This is a genomic window from Xenorhabdus anantnagensis (genome assembly GCF_028598555.1).
Taxonomy (GTDB): domain Bacteria; phylum Pseudomonadota; class Gammaproteobacteria; order Enterobacterales; family Enterobacteriaceae; genus Xenorhabdus; species Xenorhabdus anantnagensis.
This window is the reverse complement of record NZ_JAQRFN010000005.1, coordinates 107,310-125,822: the sequence shown is the minus strand read 5'-3', so window position 1 is coordinate 125,822 and position 18,513 is coordinate 107,310. Positions and strand designations below refer to the sequence as shown.

Here is an 18,513-nt window from a genome sequence, read left to right as displayed (position 1 = left end):
GAAGATTTACCTAACAAATAACACGTTCACACTAAATATTTACTTTACTGTGGCTTAAAGTCTAGAGTGAAATTCGTGAAATGTTCATAAATCTCTGCACTTGGTGGGCGTGGCATCTTCTTTGTCTGATGAGCTGCTGCAAGCGCTGCTCTACACAAAGCTGGATCACCAGCCCCTGCTTTAATATCAATCAATAATCCATCTGGTGCCAGTTTTATATTTAAATCACAAGTACGGCCGATATACAGAGCCGGATCACGAAAATTATGTTGGATCGCAGCCTGAATTTGCCCCTTGTAATTACTGATATCGGAATCAGAAGGGCCACTTTTCTTAGCACTACCTTTTCCTGCAGCAGCAGCTCCACCCGGCTTAGGTGCATTGGAGGTTAATTCACCTAATAAATCATCAATTGCTTGAACCTGTTTCGCTGCTTTCGCTTTAGCCTTAGCTTCTGATTTCGCCTTAGCCTCTTCTTCTGCTTTAGCTTTAGCTTCCGACTCAGTTTTTGCTCTAGCTTCTGCTTCCGCTTTAGCTTTTGCCTCAGCCGCCGCCTTACGTTTTACCGCCTCTTCAGCTTCTTTCTTTGCCTGAACTTCCGCTTTCTGTCGAGCCTCAGCCTGTTCTTTTAAGATCCTTTCTTTTTCTGCCAGTGCTTTTGCAGCCGCTTCTTCTGCCTGTTTTTGCTCTTCACGGGCTTTAGCCGCCGCGGCATCAGCTTGTTTCTGCTCTTCAAGCGCTTTGGCAGCTACTGCTTCGGACTGTTTTTTCTGCGCTTCAGCCGTCTGCTGTGCTTTAATTCGCTCTTCTTCAGCTACTTTCAAACGTTCTTGTTCTTCCGCCTGCTTTGCACGCAATTCAGCAGCCTGCTGTTCAGCCTTTTTCTTCCGCTGTTGTTCCGCTAATTTTGCATTGGCTTGTTGCTGTTGCTGCTGATTATATTGTTGAACTACGGCATTCGGATCAACCATCACAGCATCAATGACAGTACCGTCTTTTCCACCGCCACCCATTTCCGTTTTTTGCACCAGAGAACCCCAAATCAGAAAACCGATCAGGATAATGTGCAATATTACAGAAATGATAATGGCGCGATTCAGCCTATTGTTTTGTTCGCTTGTCTTTCCCACGCTCGACATCCAGAAACTTTAAGTGACAGCCGCTATCAGGCCCCGATAGGTTGAGTCATTAAACCCACCGATTTTACACCCGCCTGACGAAGCATATTCAACGCTTTGATAATTTCATCATAAGGAACTTCCTTAGAACCACCAATCAGGAAAATTGTTTTCGGATTAGCTTTAATCAAAGTTTGAGCTTCTGCAACGATTTGCTGTTCAGGTAACAATTCCAAACGTTCCTGGTTAACAACCATGTTGTATTGCCCTACCCCAGAAACTTCCACAATGACCGGTGGATTATCAGTGCTGGAAACTGTTTTTGAATCCACCGCTTCAGGTAAATCGACTTCTACGCTTTGCGTGATAATCGGTGCTGTTGCCATGAAAATAAGCAGCAATACCAGCAACACGTCCAGCAAGGGGACGATATTGATCTCGGATTTTAGCTCACGTCTGCGACTACGAGTGCGCGCCATTCGCTGATTTCCCCTTACGATTTATTACGACTTGTTGGTATTGGAAGCAAAAGCCTGACGGTGCAGAATAGCCAAGAATTCTTCCATAAAATTATCGTACATTTGTTCTAGCTTGTTAACACGCTGGTTCAGACGGTTATAAGCCATCACCGCAGGAATGGCTGCAAATAAACCGATAGCTGTTGCAATCAGGGCTTCGGCAATGCCGGGCGCAACCATTTGCAGAGTTGCCTGTTTAACGGCACCCAAAGCAATAAAGGCATGCATGATCCCCCACACCGTGCCAAACAAACCAATGTAAGGACTGATAGAACCCACTGTTCCCAAAAACGGAATGTGATTTTCCAATGTTTCCAGTTCACGATTGAGTGAAATGCGCATCGCGCGGGAAGCGCCTGTGATAACAGCTTCTGGTGCATGATTATTTGCCTGATGTAAACGAGCAAATTCTTTAAACCCAGAATGGAATATCTGCTCAGTACCACTTAACGAATCACGGCGCGACTGACTTTCTTTATAAAGACGAGATAATTCAATACCAGACCAAAACTTATCTTCAAATGCTTCTGCCTCACGGCTTGCAGCATTAAGGATCTTTGTTCGTTGAATAATGATTGCCCAAGAGACGATAGAGAAGCCAATCAAAATCAACATGATCAGCTGCACTAATAAACCTGCCTTAAGGAATAAATCAAGGATGTTCATGTCAGTCACTGCTTAAACTCCGCGACAATAGACTTTGGAAGCGCAATAGGCTTCATTTGAGATGAATTCACACAGACAACCAAGCATTCTGCGCTGCTGATAATTACGCCATTGCAATCAACTATTCGTTGAATAAATGTCAGAGAAGCGCCACGGATATTCGTAACCTCGCTTTCCACAACCAGCTGATCGTCCAATTTTGCTGGTTTCCGATAGTCAATCGTCATACGACTAACAACAAAGCCAACTTGTTTATCTAACATATACTGCTGGTGGAAGCCTTTTTCACGCAACATCTCTGTACGAGCTCTTTCGTAAAAGACCAAATATCGAGCGTGATAAACCACACCACTAGCATCTGTGTCTTCGTAGTAAACACGGATAGGCCAACGGAATAACATATTACTCATATAATCCTAATTAGGCGAATTGACGCTGTCACTATACTTAAGACAATAGCGCTTTGGAATGACTTGTTAGTAAAAAAATTTATGGGCTGATAGCCGATAAAATTGTAATTAGTTTACTTAAAGAAATGATATAAGCCAAAAAGAAGAAAGAAAAATGCAGGTAATGGATGAAAAAACAAACGCCAGATAATACGCTTAGGATGAAAACCGACACCAAAAGTGACGCCAGAACAAACTGCCCAAATCAATAAAATACCTTGCCATATTTGTAGGGAACTGGTATTCGCAGCAAAACGGGCAGGATCCCAAAACACACATGCAGCAAGTGTTAAGGCCATGATGAGGATAAGAGCCCTCAACAGGCTCTTATCCATAAGCTGGTAGCATTTATCTGCCAACATTATTTTTTGTCACTCTCAGACGCTTTTCGTGATTCGCTATGCTCAAGTGCCAAGGCAGCAATGATAGCGAAACTACAAGCCAAGAGCGTTCCGAGAATCCAAGCAAAATACCACATGCCTATGCTCCTTAGTACAGTGAGTGTTTGTTGTTTTCAATATAGTTCTTATCCAAACGCCCGAATGTTTTGTAATAACACCAAATGGTGTAAGACAACACAATAGGAATGAAGATAAGCGCAACAACGAACATAATTTGCAACGTCCACTGACTGGATGTTGCATCCCACATGGTCAGACTGACATTCGGATCAAGGCTTGATGGCATCACAAACGGGAACATAGCAATACCTGAAGTCAGAATAATGCAAGTTACCGTCAATGATGAGAACAGGAATGCCCAAGCACCTTTATCCATCCAAGTAGCCAACATAGTCAGCAGAGGGAGAAGTACCCCCAACACAGGTATAGCCCACAGAATCGGATAATTGTTGAAGTTGGTCAACCATGCACCTGCCTGCTGAACCACTTCCTTATGCAACGGATTCGATGCTGCATTAACATCTAATCCTCCCGTTACAACATAACCATCAATACCATAAATCAACCATATACCTGCCAACAGAAATGCAACTGCTGTTATCGCGGCACAAACATGAGTTGCGGTACGGGAGCGAAGGTGTAACTCACCGGTTGTGCGCATTTGCAAGTAAGTTGCACCTTGCGTCACAATCATCATCAGGCTAATCACACCAGCCAGTAATCCATAAGGATTCAGTAGCCCAAAGAATGAACCTTCATAGGAGACGCGCAGGTCGGAATTAATAGCCAGCGGTACGCCTTGCAGCAAATTACCGAATGCAACCCCGATAACCAATGCAGGTACAAAGCTACCGATAACCAGTCCCCAATCCCACATATTTCGCCATTTGCTGCTTTCTAGTTTTGAACGGTAATCAAAACCAACCGGACGGAAAAATAATGCAGCCAAGACTAGAATCATTGCCACATAAAAACCAGAGAAAGCAGCAGCATATACCGTTGGCCATGCTGCAAAAAGAGCACCACCAGCGGTAATTAACCAAACTTGGTTACCATCCCAGTGCGGGGCAACTGAGTTAATCATGATGCGGCGTTCGGTATCATTTTTACCAATGATTTTCAGCAGGATACCTACTCCCATATCGAAACCATCAGTCACTGTGAAACCGATAAATAACACACCAATCAGCAGCCACCATATAAATCGTAATACATCATAATCAAGCATAAGTGGACCCCTGCTTACTCAATATTATTATTCGCTGAAGAAATTGTTTTTTGTTCAAAATGGTAACGTCCGGTCTTAAGGCTACTTGGGCCAAGACGGGCAAATTTGAACATCAAGAACATCTCTGCAATCAAGAATAAAGTGTACAGACCACAAATCAGCACCATTGAGAAAATCAGATCGCCTACACTGCGCGTTGAAGCCGCAACAGCAGTCGGCAACACTTCACCAATCGCCCATGGCTGACGACCATATTCTGCGACAAACCAACCAGCTTCAATGGCAATCCACGGCAATGGAATACTGAACAATGTGGCACGCAACAACCATTTATGTTGACCGATACGGTTGCGGAGAACGCTCAGGAACGACAAACCGATAATCAGCAGCATAACAAAGCCAGCTGCCACCATGATGCGGAATGCAAAGTAGAGCGGTGCTACGCGTGGAATAGAATCTTTCGCTGCAGCTTTAATTTGCTCTTCTGTTGCATCAGTTACACTTTGGGTATAACGCTGCACGAGCATGCCATAACCAAGATCTTTTTTACTTTCGTTGAATGCACTGCGAACATTTGGATCAATATTGCCTGAACGCAGTTCTTCCAGTAATTCATAGGCCTTGATACCGTTACGGATACGTTGTTCATGCTGGCTCATCAGGTCACGCAGACCAACGACAGGCGTATCTGTGGAACGGGTAGCAATCAAACCTAAAATGTAAGGAATTTGGATGGAATATTTATTTTCCATTTTGTCCTGATCAGGAATACCAATCAGTGTGAATGAGGCTGGAGGCGGCTGAGTTTCCCACTCTGCTTCAATGGCTGCCAATTTGGTTTTCTGCACGTCCCCCATTTCATATCCAGATTCATCACCCAGAACAATGACAGACAATATCGCAGCCATACCAAAACTTGCTGCAATCGCAAAAGAACGTTTGGCAAATGCTAAATCGCGCCCTTTAAGCAGATAGTAAGAGCTGATGCCCAATACAAAAATGGCACCCGTCACATAACCGGCTGCAACGGTGTGAACAAATTTCACCTGAGCAACTGGGTTAAGTACCAGTTCGCTGAAGCTCACCATTTCCATTCGCATGGTTTCGAAGTTAAAGTCAGACGCAATCGGGTTTTGCATCCAACCATTCGCAATCAGAATCCACAATGCAGAGAAGTTAGAGCCTAATGCAACCAGCCAAGTAACCGCCAAGTGTTGTTTCTTACTCAATCGATCCCAGCCGAAGAAAAACAGACCAACGAACGTGGATTCGAGGAAGAATGCCATCAGACCTTCGATGGCCAGAGGAGCACCGAAAATATCACCAACATAATGTGAGAAATATGACCAGTTGGTTCCGAACTGGAACTCCATGGTCAAGCCCGTTGCGACACCCAGAGCAAAGTTAATACCAAATAACTTACCCCAGAATTTTGTCATATCTTTATAGATTTGTTTGCCAGAAAGGACATATACCGTTTCCATGATCGCAAGCAAAAACGCCATACCTAGCGTTAATGGTACAAACAGAAAATGGTACATGGCAGTTAAGGCAAACTGTAATCGTGACAGTTCGACAATATCAAACATCTTGACTCCTTGCTCCCAGCAGGAAGACACCGACTTGCGGCAACCCGACTTCGTAAAACGAAAGCCTCGTAACTACCAGCAATAAATGCCTCAGACATAATAATAAATTATTAACAAAATGAAAAATTCATAGCTACCACAATAATATTACGCCTATATTCACATACAATAAATAGATTTTACGTGACTCAGCTTAGAATTCCTGAATATAGGTCAACAAAGCCATAAACTCTCAGGCTAATATCTATATATACTAGATCAATTTAATCAAGTTTAGTGAATTAAAAACAGAGTAATAAATTGATTTTAGTCAATTTTTTCCTTGTTTTGTTAAGCTTTACATTTATTATTTCATAATGGTTTACTACGTGTTAATAAATTGTTATCCGCAATGGGTCTTAATTTATTTTTTGCTGTAAAAAGCATTAGAAAATTAACCTTTTATTTTCATTCTTTAAAAAATATATTTTTTCAATATTTCGGATTTAATTAATAAAATAAATAGATTTATCTAAAATCCAGTTCAATTAAATTTAAAAGCACTCCATCTTATAAATGAACTAACCTACTGTTAATATTATAAATAACAAATAAAAGGCCACCCTAAGGCAGCCTTTTTCTATAAAAATAGTTTATTTTGAGCTTCTTATGCCAGTAACGCTTTTACAGCATCGCCAATGTCGGCAAGACTACGAACAGTCTTCACACCTGCAGCTTCCAGTGCAGCAAATTTCTCATCTGCTGTACCTTTACCACCCGCGATAATCGCTCCAGCATGACCCATGCGCTTACCTTTAGGTGCAGTCACACCTGCAATATAAGCAACAACAGGTTTAGTCACATGTTCTTTAATGTAAGCAGCAGCTTCTTCTTCAGCTGTACCACCAATTTCACCAATCATGACAATTGCTTCTGTCTGTGGATCTTCTTGGAACAGTTTCAGAATATCAATGAAGTTTGAGCCTGGAATCGGGTCACCACCGATACCAACACAGGTAGATTGCCCTAATCCAGCATCAGTGGTCTGTTTAACGGCTTCATAAGTCAATGTGCCTGAACGGGAGACAATGCCCACTTTACCCGATTTGTGAATGTGACCAGGCATGATGCCAATCTTACATTCATCAGGTGTAATGACTCCCGGACAGTTAGGACCAATCATACGAACACCCGCTTGATCCAGTTTTACCTTAACTGTCAGCATATCAAGTGTCGGGATACCTTCCGTAATAGTGATGATCAGTTTAATGCCTGCTTCAATCGCTTCCAGAATGGAATCTTTACAGAATGGTGCCGGAACGTAGATAACAGAAGCCGTCGCGCCAGTTGCTTCAACGGCTTCACGTACGGTATTAAATACAGGCAGTCCCAAATGTTCAGTGCCACCTTTACCCGGTGTTACACCGCCAACCATTTGAGTACCGTAGGCAATCGCCTGTTCGGAGTGAAAAGTACCTTGGCTGCCAGTAAAACCCTGACAAATCACTTTGGTGTTTTTATCGATTAAAATAGACATTATTTATTCCCCGCTGCTGCTACTGCCTGTTTAGCTGCGTCTGTCAAACTGGTAGCTGCAATGATGTTCAAACCACTGTCTGCCAGTTTTTTAGCGCCCAGTTCAGCATTGTTGCCTTCCAGACGAACGACTACTGGTACGTTAACTCCAACTTCTTCCACCGCACCAATAATGCCGTCAGCAATCAAGTCACAGCGGACGATACCACCAAAGATATTGACCAAAACAGCTTTGACATTTTCATCTGACAAGATGATTTTAAATGCTTCAGTAACACGTTCTTTTGTTGCACCACCACCTACATCAAGGAAGTTTGCCGGTGCACCACCGTGCAGTTTGACAATGTCCATAGTTCCCATTGCCAGACCTGCACCATTCACCATACAACCAATGTTGCCATCCAGCGCAACATAGTTCAGCTCCCATTGTGCAGCTTGGGCTTCACGAGGATCTTCCTGTGAAGGATCGTGCATTTCACGCATTTCGGCCTGACGGAACATCGCATTACCATCAGCGCCCAATTTACCATCCAAACAAACCAGATCACCTTGAGTTGTAATCACCAGAGGGTTGATTTCGACCATTGCCAAATCACGCTCTAAGAACAATTTTGCCAATCCTAAGAAAATCTTGGTGAATTGACCAACTTGCTTACCAGTCAAACCGAGTTTGAACGCCAATTCACGGCCTTGATACGGCATAGGGCCAGACAGTGGGTCGATAATTGCTTTATGAATCAGCTCGGGCGTTTCTTCCGCCACTTTTTCTATTTCGACGCCACCTTCAGTAGAGGCCATGAACACTACACGACGTGTACCGCGGTCAACAACAGCACCGAGATACAGCTCCTTGGCAATATCGGTCGCTCCTTCCACCAAAATCTGATGAACAGGTTGCCCCTGTGCATCTGTCTGGTAAGTTACCAGTCGTTTACCCAGCCATTGTTCAGCAAAAGCACGGATATCTTCCTTGCTGTTGACGACTTTTACGCCACCAGCCTTACCGCGTCCACCTGCATGAACCTGACATTTAACGACCCAAGGGCCTGAACCAATCTTGGATGCTGCTTCTTCTGCTTCGCGCGGAGTGGTACAAGCATAACCAGCTGGTGCTGGTAAACCATACCGTGCAAAAAGTTGTTTTGCCTGATACTCGTGTAAATTCATGATGTTCTATCCATAATTTGATCTAAGAAAGGTAAATTACCTTCTAACCCCTTCATCTTTCGAATTGTCTCTTTGTTGGCTGCATTCATTCATCTCTGTCACATAGTGAACTATGCTCCTGGGATTCCATCACTTACCGCCGCGATAAAACTCGAAATCTATCGGGTATATATTCGTTGCTCTGGATATGACCAGCCCAAAGGGCTGGCCTGCATATACATTTTTACATCAACATCGTACTACTTCAGACTTAGCGGAGTTAACACCCTCCGCCGATAGTGATGCTATACATCCAGCAACAAACGTGTTGGATCTTCCAGCATTTCTTTGATGGTCACCAGGAAGCCAACTGACTCACGACCGTCAATCAAACGGTGGTCATAGGACAACGCCAGATACATCATTGGGAGGATCTCAACCTGACCATTGACTGCCATTGGACGATCCTTAATGGCATGCATACCAAGGATCGCGCTTTGTGGTGGGTTAATGATCGGGGTGGACATCAGGGAGCCGAAAACACCGCCGTTAGTAATAGTAAAATTACCACCAGTGAGTTCTTCAACAGTCAGTTTGCCGTCGCGGCCTTTAATCGCCAGCTCTTTGATGTTTTTCTCAATGTCAGCCATGCTCAATGCATCTGCATCACGCAATACTGGTGTAACCAGACCACGTGGTGTAGATACAGCAATACTGATATCAAAATAGTTGTGGTAAACCACATCAGTGCCGTCAATAGAAGCGTTCACTTCTGGGTAGCGTTTCAATGCCTCAACAACTGCTTTCACATAGAAAGACATGAAGCCCAGACGCATACCATGACGTTTCTCAAATACATCGCCATATTGCTTGCGCAATTCCTGAATTGGCTTCATGTTGACTTCATTGAAAGTCGTCAACATCGCAGTATTGTTTTTCGCTTCAAGCAGACGTTCTGCAACACGTTTGCGCAGACGGGTCATTGGGACGCGTTTTTCACTGCGATGCGGCAATAAGGATGATTGTTCAGCAGACGCAGCAGGTTTATCACTCTCTTTTTTATTCGCATTTTTATTCGCAGCGATATATTTTTCTACATCTTCACGAACAATGCGGCCGCCAACACCACTGCCTTTAATTGCAGCCGGATCTAAATCATGTTCTGCAATCAGACGACGAACCGCTGGGCTTAATGCATCGTTGCTTTCTTCTTCCAAAGACGCAGTCTGACGTTGTGCTGGTGTTGCCTCTGTTTTTTCTTTTACATCAGCTGGGATGCCAGTGCTGTTACCCAGACGAATACGACCCAGCAGTTGTCTGGACAGTACAGTGGCACCCTCTTCTTCCAAAATAGCTTCCAAGACACCCGCTTCACTTGCAGGTACTTCCAGAACAACTTTATCGGTTTCAATTTCAACCAGCACTTCATCACGTTCTATGGTGTCACCTGGTTTTTTATGCCATGTGGCAACAGTGGCATCTGCAACAGATTCAGGAAGGTCTGGAACCAGAATTTCTACGCTACTCATTTTCTATCCTTATTTATTCAACGTTCAGTGCGTCATTAACCAGTGCTTGCTGTTGCTGCTGGTGAACAGACGTATATCCCACAGCCGGGGAAGCAGATGCTGGACGACCTGCATAACGTAAAGAAGCCCCAAATGGGATTGCTTCACGGAAATTATGTTGACTGCAATACCAAGCCCCTTGGTTCAATGGCTCTTCCTGACACCAGACAAAGTCATGAACATGAGCATACTGCTCAACCTGAGCTTGCAAATGCTGACGTGGGAATGGATACAACTGTTCAATACGCACGATAGCGACATCGGCCTGTTCATTCTTACGACGCTGTTCCAGCAGATCGTAATAAACTTTACCGGAACAAAGTACAACGCGCTTAACACCTTTTGGATCCAAGGCGTCAATCTCACCAATCACAGGCTCGAATTTGCCGTTCGCCAATTCATCCAGATTAGATACTGCCAATGGATGACGCAGCAATGATTTAGGAGACATAACGATAAGCGGACGACGCATACCACGCAGAGCCTGACGACGCAGCATGTGATAAACCTGAGCCGGAGTCGATGGCACACAAACCTGCATGTTTTGTTCAGCACACAGTTGCAGATAACGTTCCAGACGTGCTGATGAGTGCTCAGGGCCTTGCCCTTCATAACCATGTGGCAACAACATAACCAAGCCACACATACGGCCCCATTTCTGTTCGCCAGAGCTGATGAATTGGTCAATCACAACCTGGGCCACGTTGGCGAAGTCACCAAATTGCGCTTCCCAAATCGTCAGGGAACGAGGCTCGGTTGTTGCATAACCGTATTCAAATGCCAGTACAGCTTCTTCTGAAAGTACAGAGTCCCATACTTTGAATACGCCTTGACCATTGTGAACATTTGCCAAAGGTACATAAACAGAAGCGTTGGTTTGATTATGAATAACCGCATGGCGATGGAAGAAAGTACCACGACCCGCATCTTCACCAGAGAGACGCACAGGAATACCTTCGTCAACCAGTGTCGCGTAAGCCAATGTTTCTGCACCACCCCAGTCAAACAATTTATTGCCATTAGCCATTTCTGCGCGGTCGCCGTAGATTTTCGCAACACGTGAGTGCATTTCTACTTCGGCAGGAATAGTACTGATGCGTTTGCCCAGATCTTGCAGACGTTTCATATCCACTTGATGCGGATACTCTTCATCCCATTCGTGATTCAGGTAAGGTTCCCATGTGAATGAATGCAGCCCCATTGGACGCCATTCATCAACAACACACTCACCGTGATCCAATGCGTCACGATACAGATTTACTATCTCAGTAACATCATTGGCGGCCAGCAAACCTTCTGCTATCAGTTTATCTGCATAGATTTTACGTGCAGTTGGTTGTTTCTTGATTTGCTGGTACATCAGAGGCTGAGTTGCACTTGGTTCATCAGCTTCGTTATGACCATGGCGACGGTAACAAACCAGATCGATCATGACATCACGTTTAAAGGTATTACGGAAGTCAAGTGCCAGACGAGTGACGAATGCAACAGCTTCCGGATCATCCGCGTTAACGTGGAAAATCGGTGCCTGAACCATTTTCACAATATCAGTACAATATTGTGTTGAACGAGAATCTTTCGGATTAGAAGTGGTGAAACCAATCTGGTTGTTAACTACGATACGAACAGTACCACCGACTTCATAACCGCGAGCCTGAGACATGTTCAGCGTTTCCTGAACAATCCCTTGCCCTATTACTGCCGCATCACCGTGGATGGTGACAGGCAGAACCATGTTACTGCGACCTTCATCAAGGCGATCACGGCGAGCACGTACAGAACCGATAACAACAGGGCTGACAATCTCAAGGTGAGACGGGTTAAAGGCCAGTGCCAAATGCACCAAACCACCTTCGGTCTCAAAATCAGAAGAAAAACCTTGATGGTATTTTACGTCACCTGTACCCAGATGCTCTTTATGTTTACCTGCAAATTCGTCGAACAGATCTACAGGTTTTTTACCCAAGAGATTGACCAGAACGTTGAGGCGGCCACGGTGAGCCATTCCTAACACAACTTCGCGGGTATCTTGTTTACCTGCGTGGCGGATCAGTTCTTTTAACATAAGGATAAGTGCGTCGCCGCCTTCGAGGGAGAAACGTTTCGCCCCCGGGAACTTAGCACCTAAATAGCGTTCCAAACCTTCCGCTGATGTTAATTCTTTCAGGAAACGACGCTTTTCTTCTGCATTAAATTGGGAACCAACTATCACAGACTCCAGACGTTGCTGAATCCAACGTTTTTCTTCTGTATTGGTGATATGCATATATTCCGCACCAATTGAACCGCAATAAATGCTTTTCAGTGCGTCATACAGATCCGCCAATTTCATTGTCTCTTTACCAATGGCAAAAGAGCCTACATTAAACGTTTCTTCAAAATCCGCTTTTGTTAAATTATGGAAAGCAGGATCGAGATCCGGTACAGGTTCCTGTTTCCATAATCCCAATGGATCAAGGTTTGCATCTTGGTGTCCGCGGAAGCGGAATGCATTGATGAGCTGCAAAACTTTGACTTGTTTTGCATCCATTGCTGGATCGCTGACTGAAGTGTGGTAACGCGTAGCATCTTTTGCCAGACGACGGAAGTAATCGCGTGTCTGTGAGTGAAGTTGTTCCCCGCTAAATCCTAATTCCGGTAATTGTTGGAAAATTTCTCTCCAACTTGCATCAACGGAATTAGGATCGGTTATATAGTCTTCATAGATTTGCTCTATGTAAGACTGGTTTGCACCAGCCAGGAAGCTTGAGTCCAGCCAGTCCTTCATTGCGCCGTTCTGCATTGTGATCCCTTAAGCTTTAAAAGCTTTAGTTTTCGCCGTGGTTAACAAATACCGCTTAATTAGCGGTGTTGATAAAAGGTTCATTTGGACGTGCTTATTGCATGTTCTTTTTTGGGTTTTCCTACCCTTCAAGGAACCTTTAAAAACTGGGATTCAGTTTTTAAAGGTTCCTTTATTTGGAAACATATCGCGTTTTTAGCAGTAGGCAATCTATCATTTTTCATTCTTTATGCCCTCCACCGATTTGATATTTATTTCAAAATTGTGGAGGGCGACATTATATGTACTATATATGTACTATTTACACACTATTTATGTGTTATTTATGTACGAAACTTTTCTTTACTATGCACTATGTTTCAATAACATAGACTTAATATGACCAATCGCTTTTGTCGGATTCAGCCCTTTAGGACATACACTGACGCAATTCATGATCCCATGGCAGCGGAAAACACTGAACGCATCATTCAGGTTATCCAATCGTGACGTTATTTCAGTATCACGGCTGTCAATCAGGAAACGGTATGCTGCCAAAAGACCGGCTGGACCAATAAATTTATCTGGATTCCACCAGAATGATGGACAGGACGTTGAACAACAGGCACATAAGATACATTCATACAATCCGTCCAGTTTTTCTCGCTGTTCCGGTGATTGCAGGTGCTCACGCGCGGGGGGATTTTTATTGTCATTAATCAGATAAGGACGAATTTTCTCATATTGCGCATAGAACTGCCCCATATCGACAACCAGATCACGAATCACTGGCAGGCCAGGCAATGGACGAATAACAATTTTCTTATTGCCACGACGCAACGCAGAAACTGGCATCACGCATGCTAATCCATTTTTACCATTCATATTCACGCCATCAGAGCCACAAACCCCCTCACGACAAGAACGACGGAATGACAAGGTTGGATCTTGCTCTTTTAGCTGGATGAGCGCATCCAGCAACATCATGTCGCGCCCTTCCTGTGCTTCCAGTGTGTAATCCTGCATACGGGGTGCGTCATCTACATCTGGATTATAACGATAAATCGAAAATTCAAGTTTCATAATCTATTTCTCCGCAACTGGAATATCAGCAACGCAATTAGTAAGAACGCACTTTCGGCGGGAAAGCTTCACGCAGCGTTGGCTGCATATTCACTTCACGGCGAGCCATACTCTCAGTTTGCGGTAAATACAGGCTATGGCATAGCCAATTAGCATCATCACGTTCTGGATAATCAAAGCGGCTGTGAGCACCACGACTTTCTGTACGGAAATTCGCAGAAACTGCTGTCGAATAGGCCGTTTCCATCAGATTATCCAACTCCAGGCATTCGATGCGCTGGGTATTGAATTCTGATGAAGTATCATCCAGACGAGCATTTTTCAGACGTTCGCGGATCACTTTCAGCTCTTCCAATCCTTTTGCCATCGCATCACCTTCACGGAATACCGAGAAATTATGCTGCATACAAGATTGCAGGGCTTTGCGGATTTCAACCGGATCTTCACCTGAACGGGTATTATTCCAACGGTTCAGACGTTGAAGTGCTGCATCGACATCAGATTCGCTGGCATCACGGCTAATACCCTGTTCCATCAGGCACTCTTTCAAATGCAGGCCTGCGGAACGACCAAATACCACTAAATCAAGCAGTGAGTTACCGCCCAGACGATTTGCGCCGTGAACAGATACACAAGCAATTTCACCCACAGCAAACAGGCCAGGAATCACTACATCTTCACCTTTTTCATTTAATGTCAATGCCTGACCGGTGATCTTAGTTGGAATTCCCCCCATCATATAATGACAAGTTGGAATAACAGGAATCGGTTCTTTCACAGGATCTGCGTGAGCGAAAGTACGGGATAATTCAAGAATACCCGGTAGGCGGGATTCCAATACATCTTTGCCCAGATGATCCAGTTTCAATTTGACGTGCGGACCCCATGGGCCTTCGCAGCCACGGCCTTCACGGATCTCAATCATCATAGAGCGTGCGACCACATCACGGCCAGCAAGGTCTTTGGCATTTGGTGCATAACGCTCCATGAAGCGCTCACCATCTTTATTCAACAGGTAACCACCTTCACCACGGCAACCTTCTGTGACCAGAACACCCGCTCCGGCAATACCGGTTGGGTGGAATTGCCACATTTCCATATCCTGAACAGGAACACCTGCACGCAATGCCATACCCACACCATCACCAGTATTGATATGCGCATTAGTTGTGGATTGGAAGATTCTGCCAGCACCACCGGTTGCCAGAATAGTCGCCTTAGCTTTGAAATAAACGACTTCACCGGTTTCAATGCAAATAGCAGTACAACCAACAGTTGCGCCATCCTGATTCTTAACCAGATCCAACGAATACCACTCAGAGAAGATAGTCGTGTGGTTTTTTAAATTCTGCTGATACAGAGTATGCAATAGAGCATGACCAGTTCGGTCAGCAGCGGCGGCAGTACGAGCGGCCTGCTCACCACCAAAATTTTTGGACTGCCCACCAAATGGACGTTGATAAATGCGGCCATTATCCAGACGGGAGAATGGCAAACCCATGTGCTCCAATTCTAAAATTGCTTCTGGGCCAGTCTTACACATATATTCGATGGCATCTTGGTCACCGATATAATCGGAGCCTTTCACCGTATCATACATGTGCCATTCCCAGTTATCTTCATGGGTATTACCCAGAGCAACAGTAATGCCACCCTGCGCTGAAACAGTATGGGAACGAGTCGGGAATACCTTGGAAATCAAGGCACAGGATAAACCCATTTGTGAAATTTGCAGTGCAGCACGCATACCTGCACCACCAGCACCAATAACAACAGCGTCAAACTCTCTTACTGGCAGTTTCATTTATGCACCCCACACAACAAATGTTCCGTAAATCAAATAAGTTAACAACGCTACAATAATCACCAGTTGCAGAACCAAACGCAGTGCAAACGGTTTGACATAATCTGTCAGTACCTGCCACATGCCAATCCATGCATGAATCAGGATAGAAAGCAGAGTCAACACAGTGAATACTTTAGTGAGGGATGAAGAGAAGAAACCACGCCAGACTTCATAGGTAATATCCGACGTTGTTGCGACAAAACCGACGAGGTAAAGGACGTACAAAACAATAATAATTGCGGATGCACGTAACAGCAGCCAGTCCTGAATACCCGTACGACCCAATGCGGATGCGTTGCTTACCATAATAATACCCCAGCCAGAATAGACAGAATAACCGCGATGACTATTGCCACTTTGGCAGATGCATTACCGGTAGCGAGATTTTCTTCCAAGAAACCAAAATCCATCAACACATGGCGTATGCCTCCACAGATATGGTAAGCCAGCGCCGTCAATATCCCCCACAGGATAAATTTGGCGAAGAAGCCAGTCATGATTTCAGATGATTGTAGAAAACCCTCCTGCGAAGACAGTGACATACCTAACAACCACAGCAGAATACCGACTGCGATAAAGGTGATGACGCCTGAGATACGGTGCAAGATCGATGCTATCGCGGAGACGGGTTGGTTAATCGTCCGCAGATCAAGGTTGACAGGTCTTTGTTTTTTCACAATTTTGCCCACAAAGCTTTTTTTTATTTTCCATCCTCCGGTCCTGGGCGGGAATCAGACAGCGCTAAGAGGATACAAAGACACAACATAATTAACTCAACAATCCTTACTGTTCATCAAAAGTTGTGATTTGGTTACGCTGGGTGCTCCTACATCAGGGTAATCCGGAGACCTCACGGAAGTATAAGTACTTCACATTGTTATTACAATTCCCACACAATATGATTGTTAACATTTAGCTTGAACAGTGAGAAAGATCACGCTTCAAACATTTATCATAAAAACTATTATGTTGTTTGACAAAGATTAAACATTTATCTTACATATATGCCGCTATATATTATTTGGCGTCATCGTATGATGAAGAATTAATCTTCATGAAAAATAAAAGTTATGTGGGAGTATCATATAAACACAAAATGATAACATTTTATGTGGATAATACTTCAAACATAATTCCCAAAAACTTTTTAACAACCTGAAAACCATTGTCATCCGTAATGAGATTTCAGCGTTAAATGTGATACCAGCCTGATTTTAAATTCTCTCCGGTAGCACAATGCCTTCGGCACAGTATAAATTGCGCCCATCTGGTTGTTAGGGGTTATAAAAATAAGCGCTAAGGAGATGTAAATGGCTGATAAAAAGGCTACGTTGAACATAAATGGTTCAGCTGCTATCGAACTAGACGTACTAACGCCGACCCTAGGTTCTGAAGTGATTGACGTTCGTACCCTCGGCTCAAAAGGCTTCTATACCTACGATCCTGGCTTTACTTCCACAGCTTCCTGTGAGTCGAAAATCACCTATATTGATGGCGATGAAGGCATTTTGCTACACCGTGGTTTTCCCATCGATCAGCTTGCAACGGAATCAACCTATCTGGAAGTCTGTTACATTCTGCTATACAGCGAACCACCAACATCCCAAGAATATGAAAAATTCAAAACAACGGTGACTCGCCATACTATGATCCACGAACAGATCACGCGTCTGTTCCACGGTTTCCGCCGTGATTCCCATCCAATGGCTGTACTTTGTGGTGTTACGGGCGCATTGGCTGCCTTCTATCATGATGCTCTGGATGTCCATAATCCCCGCCACCGTGAAATCACTGCTTATCGCCTGCTGTCCAAAATGCCGACTGTTGCGGCAATGTGTTACAAATATTCCCTTGGGCAGCCTTTTGTTTATCCACGCAATGATCTGTCTTATGCAGCCAACTTCCTGCACATGATGTTCTCAACACCGTGTGAGGAATATAAGGTTAATCCAGTATTAGAACGCGCCATGGATCGCATTTTCATTCTGCATGCGGATCACGAACAAAATGCTTCAACCTCAACGGTACGCACTGCGGGTTCTTCTGGTGCCAACCCATTCGCCTGTATTGCTGCGGGTATTGCATCCCTGTGGGGACCAGCACATGGTGGAGCAAATGAAGCCTGCTTGCGGATGCTGGAAGAGATCCAAACTGTCGAACACATTCCCGAATTCATCGCCCGCGCCAAAGACAAAAATGATTCTTTCCGCCTGATGGGCTTTGGTCACCGCGTTTACAAAAACTACGATCCGCGCGCAACAGTGATGCGTGAAACCTGCCATGAAGTTCTGAATGAACTTGGTCTGAATGACAGTCTGCTGGAAGTGGCGATGGAATTAGAACGCATTGCCCTGAACGACCCATACTTCATTGAGAAAAAACTGTATCCAAACGTCGATTTCTATTCTGGCATTATCCTGAAAGCCATGGGTATTCCATCGTCCATGTTCACCGTGATTTTCGCCATTGCCCGTACTATTGGCTGGATTGCACACTGGAATGAAATGCACGATGAGGGCTTGAAGATCGCACGTCCGCGTCAACTTTACACTGGCCACAGTAAACGTGACTTCAAGAGCCAGTTAAAAAAATAATTTAGTCACTCCAATCGCACTATTCATATTC

The 18,513-nt window shown here is 44.4% G+C and carries 17 protein-coding genes; 1 reads left to right on the top strand and 16 read right to left on the bottom strand.

Annotation, left to right across the window (positions count from 1 at the left end; translation table 11 throughout):
- Positions 1-44 precede the first annotated feature (44 nt).
- The 16 genes from tolA to sdhC all read right to left on the bottom strand — a co-directional run bounded on the left by tolA (position 45) and on the right by sdhC (position 16,577).
- Entirely contained in the window at positions 45-1,130 is a 1,086-nt protein-coding gene (gene tolA, locus PSI14_RS05910; protein WP_273574957.1) for a cell envelope integrity protein TolA, read from the bottom strand.
- A 35-nt stretch (positions 1,131-1,165) separates the two neighbouring features.
- The gene (gene tolR / locus PSI14_RS05905; protein WP_273574956.1) at positions 1,166-1,597 is read right to left on the bottom strand and encodes a colicin uptake protein TolR; all 432 of its coding nucleotides are present in this window, start codon (positions 1,595-1,597) and stop codon (positions 1,166-1,168) included.
- Between the two features lie 24 nt (positions 1,598-1,621).
- Positions 1,622-2,311: a Tol-Pal system protein TolQ gene (tolQ, locus tag PSI14_RS05900; RefSeq protein WP_273556341.1), complete on the bottom strand. Its 690-nt coding sequence runs from the start codon at positions 2,309-2,311 to the stop codon at positions 1,622-1,624.
- Complete coding sequence (gene ybgC / locus PSI14_RS05895) at positions 2,308-2,712, bottom strand: tol-pal system-associated acyl-CoA thioesterase (RefSeq protein WP_273574954.1); 405 nt, start codon at positions 2,710-2,712, stop codon at positions 2,308-2,310. Before ybgC ends, tolQ begins: the two co-directional genes overlap by 4 nt.
- Positions 2,713-2,825: 113 nt before the next feature.
- The gene (ybgE, locus tag PSI14_RS05890) at positions 2,826-3,113 is read right to left on the bottom strand and encodes a cyd operon protein YbgE (RefSeq protein ID WP_273574953.1); all 288 of its coding nucleotides are present in this window, start codon (positions 3,111-3,113) and stop codon (positions 2,826-2,828) included.
- Positions 3,113-3,229 carry a cytochrome bd-I oxidase subunit CydX gene (cydX, locus tag PSI14_RS05885; protein ID WP_273574951.1) on the bottom strand — a complete coding sequence of 39 codons (117 nt, stop codon included), beginning with the start codon at positions 3,227-3,229 and terminating at the stop codon, positions 3,113-3,115. The genes ybgE and cydX overlap by 1 nt, the downstream gene beginning before the upstream one ends.
- 11 nt (positions 3,230-3,240) lie before the next feature.
- The gene (cydB, locus tag PSI14_RS05880) at positions 3,241-4,380 is read right to left on the bottom strand and encodes a cytochrome d ubiquinol oxidase subunit II (RefSeq protein WP_273574950.1); all 1,140 of its coding nucleotides are present in this window, start codon (positions 4,378-4,380) and stop codon (positions 3,241-3,243) included.
- Between the two features lie 14 nt (positions 4,381-4,394).
- The gene (gene cydA / locus PSI14_RS05875; protein ID WP_273574949.1) at positions 4,395-5,969 is read right to left on the bottom strand and encodes a cytochrome ubiquinol oxidase subunit I; all 1,575 of its coding nucleotides are present in this window, start codon (positions 5,967-5,969) and stop codon (positions 4,395-4,397) included.
- Between the two features lie 646 nt (positions 5,970-6,615).
- Positions 6,616-7,485, bottom strand: coding sequence for a succinate--CoA ligase subunit alpha (gene sucD / locus PSI14_RS05870; RefSeq protein WP_273555284.1), 870 nt, complete (start codon positions 7,483-7,485; stop codon positions 6,616-6,618).
- Entirely contained in the window at positions 7,485-8,651 is a 1,167-nt protein-coding gene (gene sucC / locus PSI14_RS05865; protein WP_273555285.1) for an ADP-forming succinate--CoA ligase subunit beta, read from the bottom strand. Before sucC ends, sucD begins: the two co-directional genes overlap by 1 nt.
- 284 nt (positions 8,652-8,935) lie before the next feature.
- The gene (gene odhB, locus PSI14_RS05860; protein WP_273574948.1) at positions 8,936-10,159 is read right to left on the bottom strand and encodes a 2-oxoglutarate dehydrogenase complex dihydrolipoyllysine-residue succinyltransferase; all 1,224 of its coding nucleotides are present in this window, start codon (positions 10,157-10,159) and stop codon (positions 8,936-8,938) included.
- Positions 10,160-10,172: 13 nt separating this feature from the next.
- Positions 10,173-12,980 (bottom strand): 2-oxoglutarate dehydrogenase E1 component, encoded by a 2,808-nt coding sequence (sucA, locus tag PSI14_RS05855; RefSeq protein ID WP_273574947.1) that lies wholly within the window; start codon positions 12,978-12,980, stop codon positions 10,173-10,175.
- Between the two features lie 345 nt (positions 12,981-13,325).
- The gene (locus tag PSI14_RS05850) at positions 13,326-14,042 is read right to left on the bottom strand and encodes a succinate dehydrogenase iron-sulfur subunit (protein WP_273574945.1); all 717 of its coding nucleotides are present in this window, start codon (positions 14,040-14,042) and stop codon (positions 13,326-13,328) included.
- A gap of 37 nt (positions 14,043-14,079) precedes the next feature.
- The gene (gene sdhA, locus PSI14_RS05845; protein ID WP_273574943.1) at positions 14,080-15,846 is read right to left on the bottom strand and encodes a succinate dehydrogenase flavoprotein subunit; all 1,767 of its coding nucleotides are present in this window, start codon (positions 15,844-15,846) and stop codon (positions 14,080-14,082) included.
- Positions 15,847-16,194 (bottom strand): succinate dehydrogenase membrane anchor subunit, encoded by a 348-nt coding sequence (gene sdhD / locus PSI14_RS05840; protein ID WP_273574941.1) that lies wholly within the window; start codon positions 16,192-16,194, stop codon positions 15,847-15,849.
- Entirely contained in the window at positions 16,188-16,577 is a 390-nt protein-coding gene (gene sdhC / locus PSI14_RS05835) for a succinate dehydrogenase cytochrome b556 subunit (protein ID WP_273574939.1), read from the bottom strand. The genes sdhD and sdhC overlap by 7 nt, the downstream gene beginning before the upstream one ends.
- A gap of 621 nt (positions 16,578-17,198) precedes the next feature.
- Here sdhC and PSI14_RS05830 point away from each other — a divergent pair.
- Positions 17,199-18,482, top strand: a complete 1,284-nt coding sequence (locus PSI14_RS05830; RefSeq protein WP_273574937.1) for a citrate synthase — start codon at positions 17,199-17,201, stop codon at positions 18,480-18,482.
- Positions 18,483-18,513 lie beyond the last annotated feature (31 nt).

Bases quoted from the DNA above. Each gene is read 5' to 3' on its own strand.
- cydA (WP_273574949.1), bottom strand. From the start codon at position 5,969: ATGTTTGATATTGTCGAACTGTCACGATTACAGTTTGCCTTAACTGCC.
- sdhA (WP_273574943.1), bottom strand. From the start codon at position 15,846: ATGAAACTGCCAGTAAGAGAGTTTGACGCTGTTGTTATTGGTGCTGGT.
- PSI14_RS05830 (WP_273574937.1), top strand. From the start codon at position 17,199: ATGGCTGATAAAAAGGCTACGTTGAACATAAATGGTTCAGCTGCTATC.
- sucD (WP_273555284.1), bottom strand. From the start codon at position 7,485: ATGTCTATTTTAATCGATAAAAACACCAAAGTGATTTGTCAGGGTTTT.
- sdhD (WP_273574941.1), bottom strand. From the start codon at position 16,194: ATGGTAAGCAACGCATCCGCATTGGGTCGTACGGGTATTCAGGACTGG.
- ybgE (WP_273574953.1), bottom strand. From the start codon at position 3,113: ATGTTGGCAGATAAATGCTACCAGCTTATGGATAAGAGCCTGTTGAGG.
- cydX (WP_273574951.1), bottom strand. From the start codon at position 3,229: ATGTGGTATTTTGCTTGGATTCTCGGAACGCTCTTGGCTTGTAGTTTC.
- PSI14_RS05850 (WP_273574945.1), bottom strand. From the start codon at position 14,042: ATGAAACTTGAATTTTCGATTTATCGTTATAATCCAGATGTAGATGAC.
- cydB (WP_273574950.1), bottom strand. From the start codon at position 4,380: ATGCTTGATTATGATGTATTACGATTTATATGGTGGCTGCTGATTGGT.
- ybgC (WP_273574954.1), bottom strand. From the start codon at position 2,712: ATGAGTAATATGTTATTCCGTTGGCCTATCCGTGTTTACTACGAAGAC.
- tolR (WP_273574956.1), bottom strand. From the start codon at position 1,597: ATGGCGCGCACTCGTAGTCGCAGACGTGAGCTAAAATCCGAGATCAAT.
- odhB (WP_273574948.1), bottom strand. From the start codon at position 10,159: ATGAGTAGCGTAGAAATTCTGGTTCCAGACCTTCCTGAATCTGTTGCA.
- sucC (WP_273555285.1), bottom strand. From the start codon at position 8,651: ATGAATTTACACGAGTATCAGGCAAAACAACTTTTTGCACGGTATGGT.
- sucA (WP_273574947.1), bottom strand. From the start codon at position 12,980: ATGCAGAACGGCGCAATGAAGGACTGGCTGGACTCAAGCTTCCTGGCT.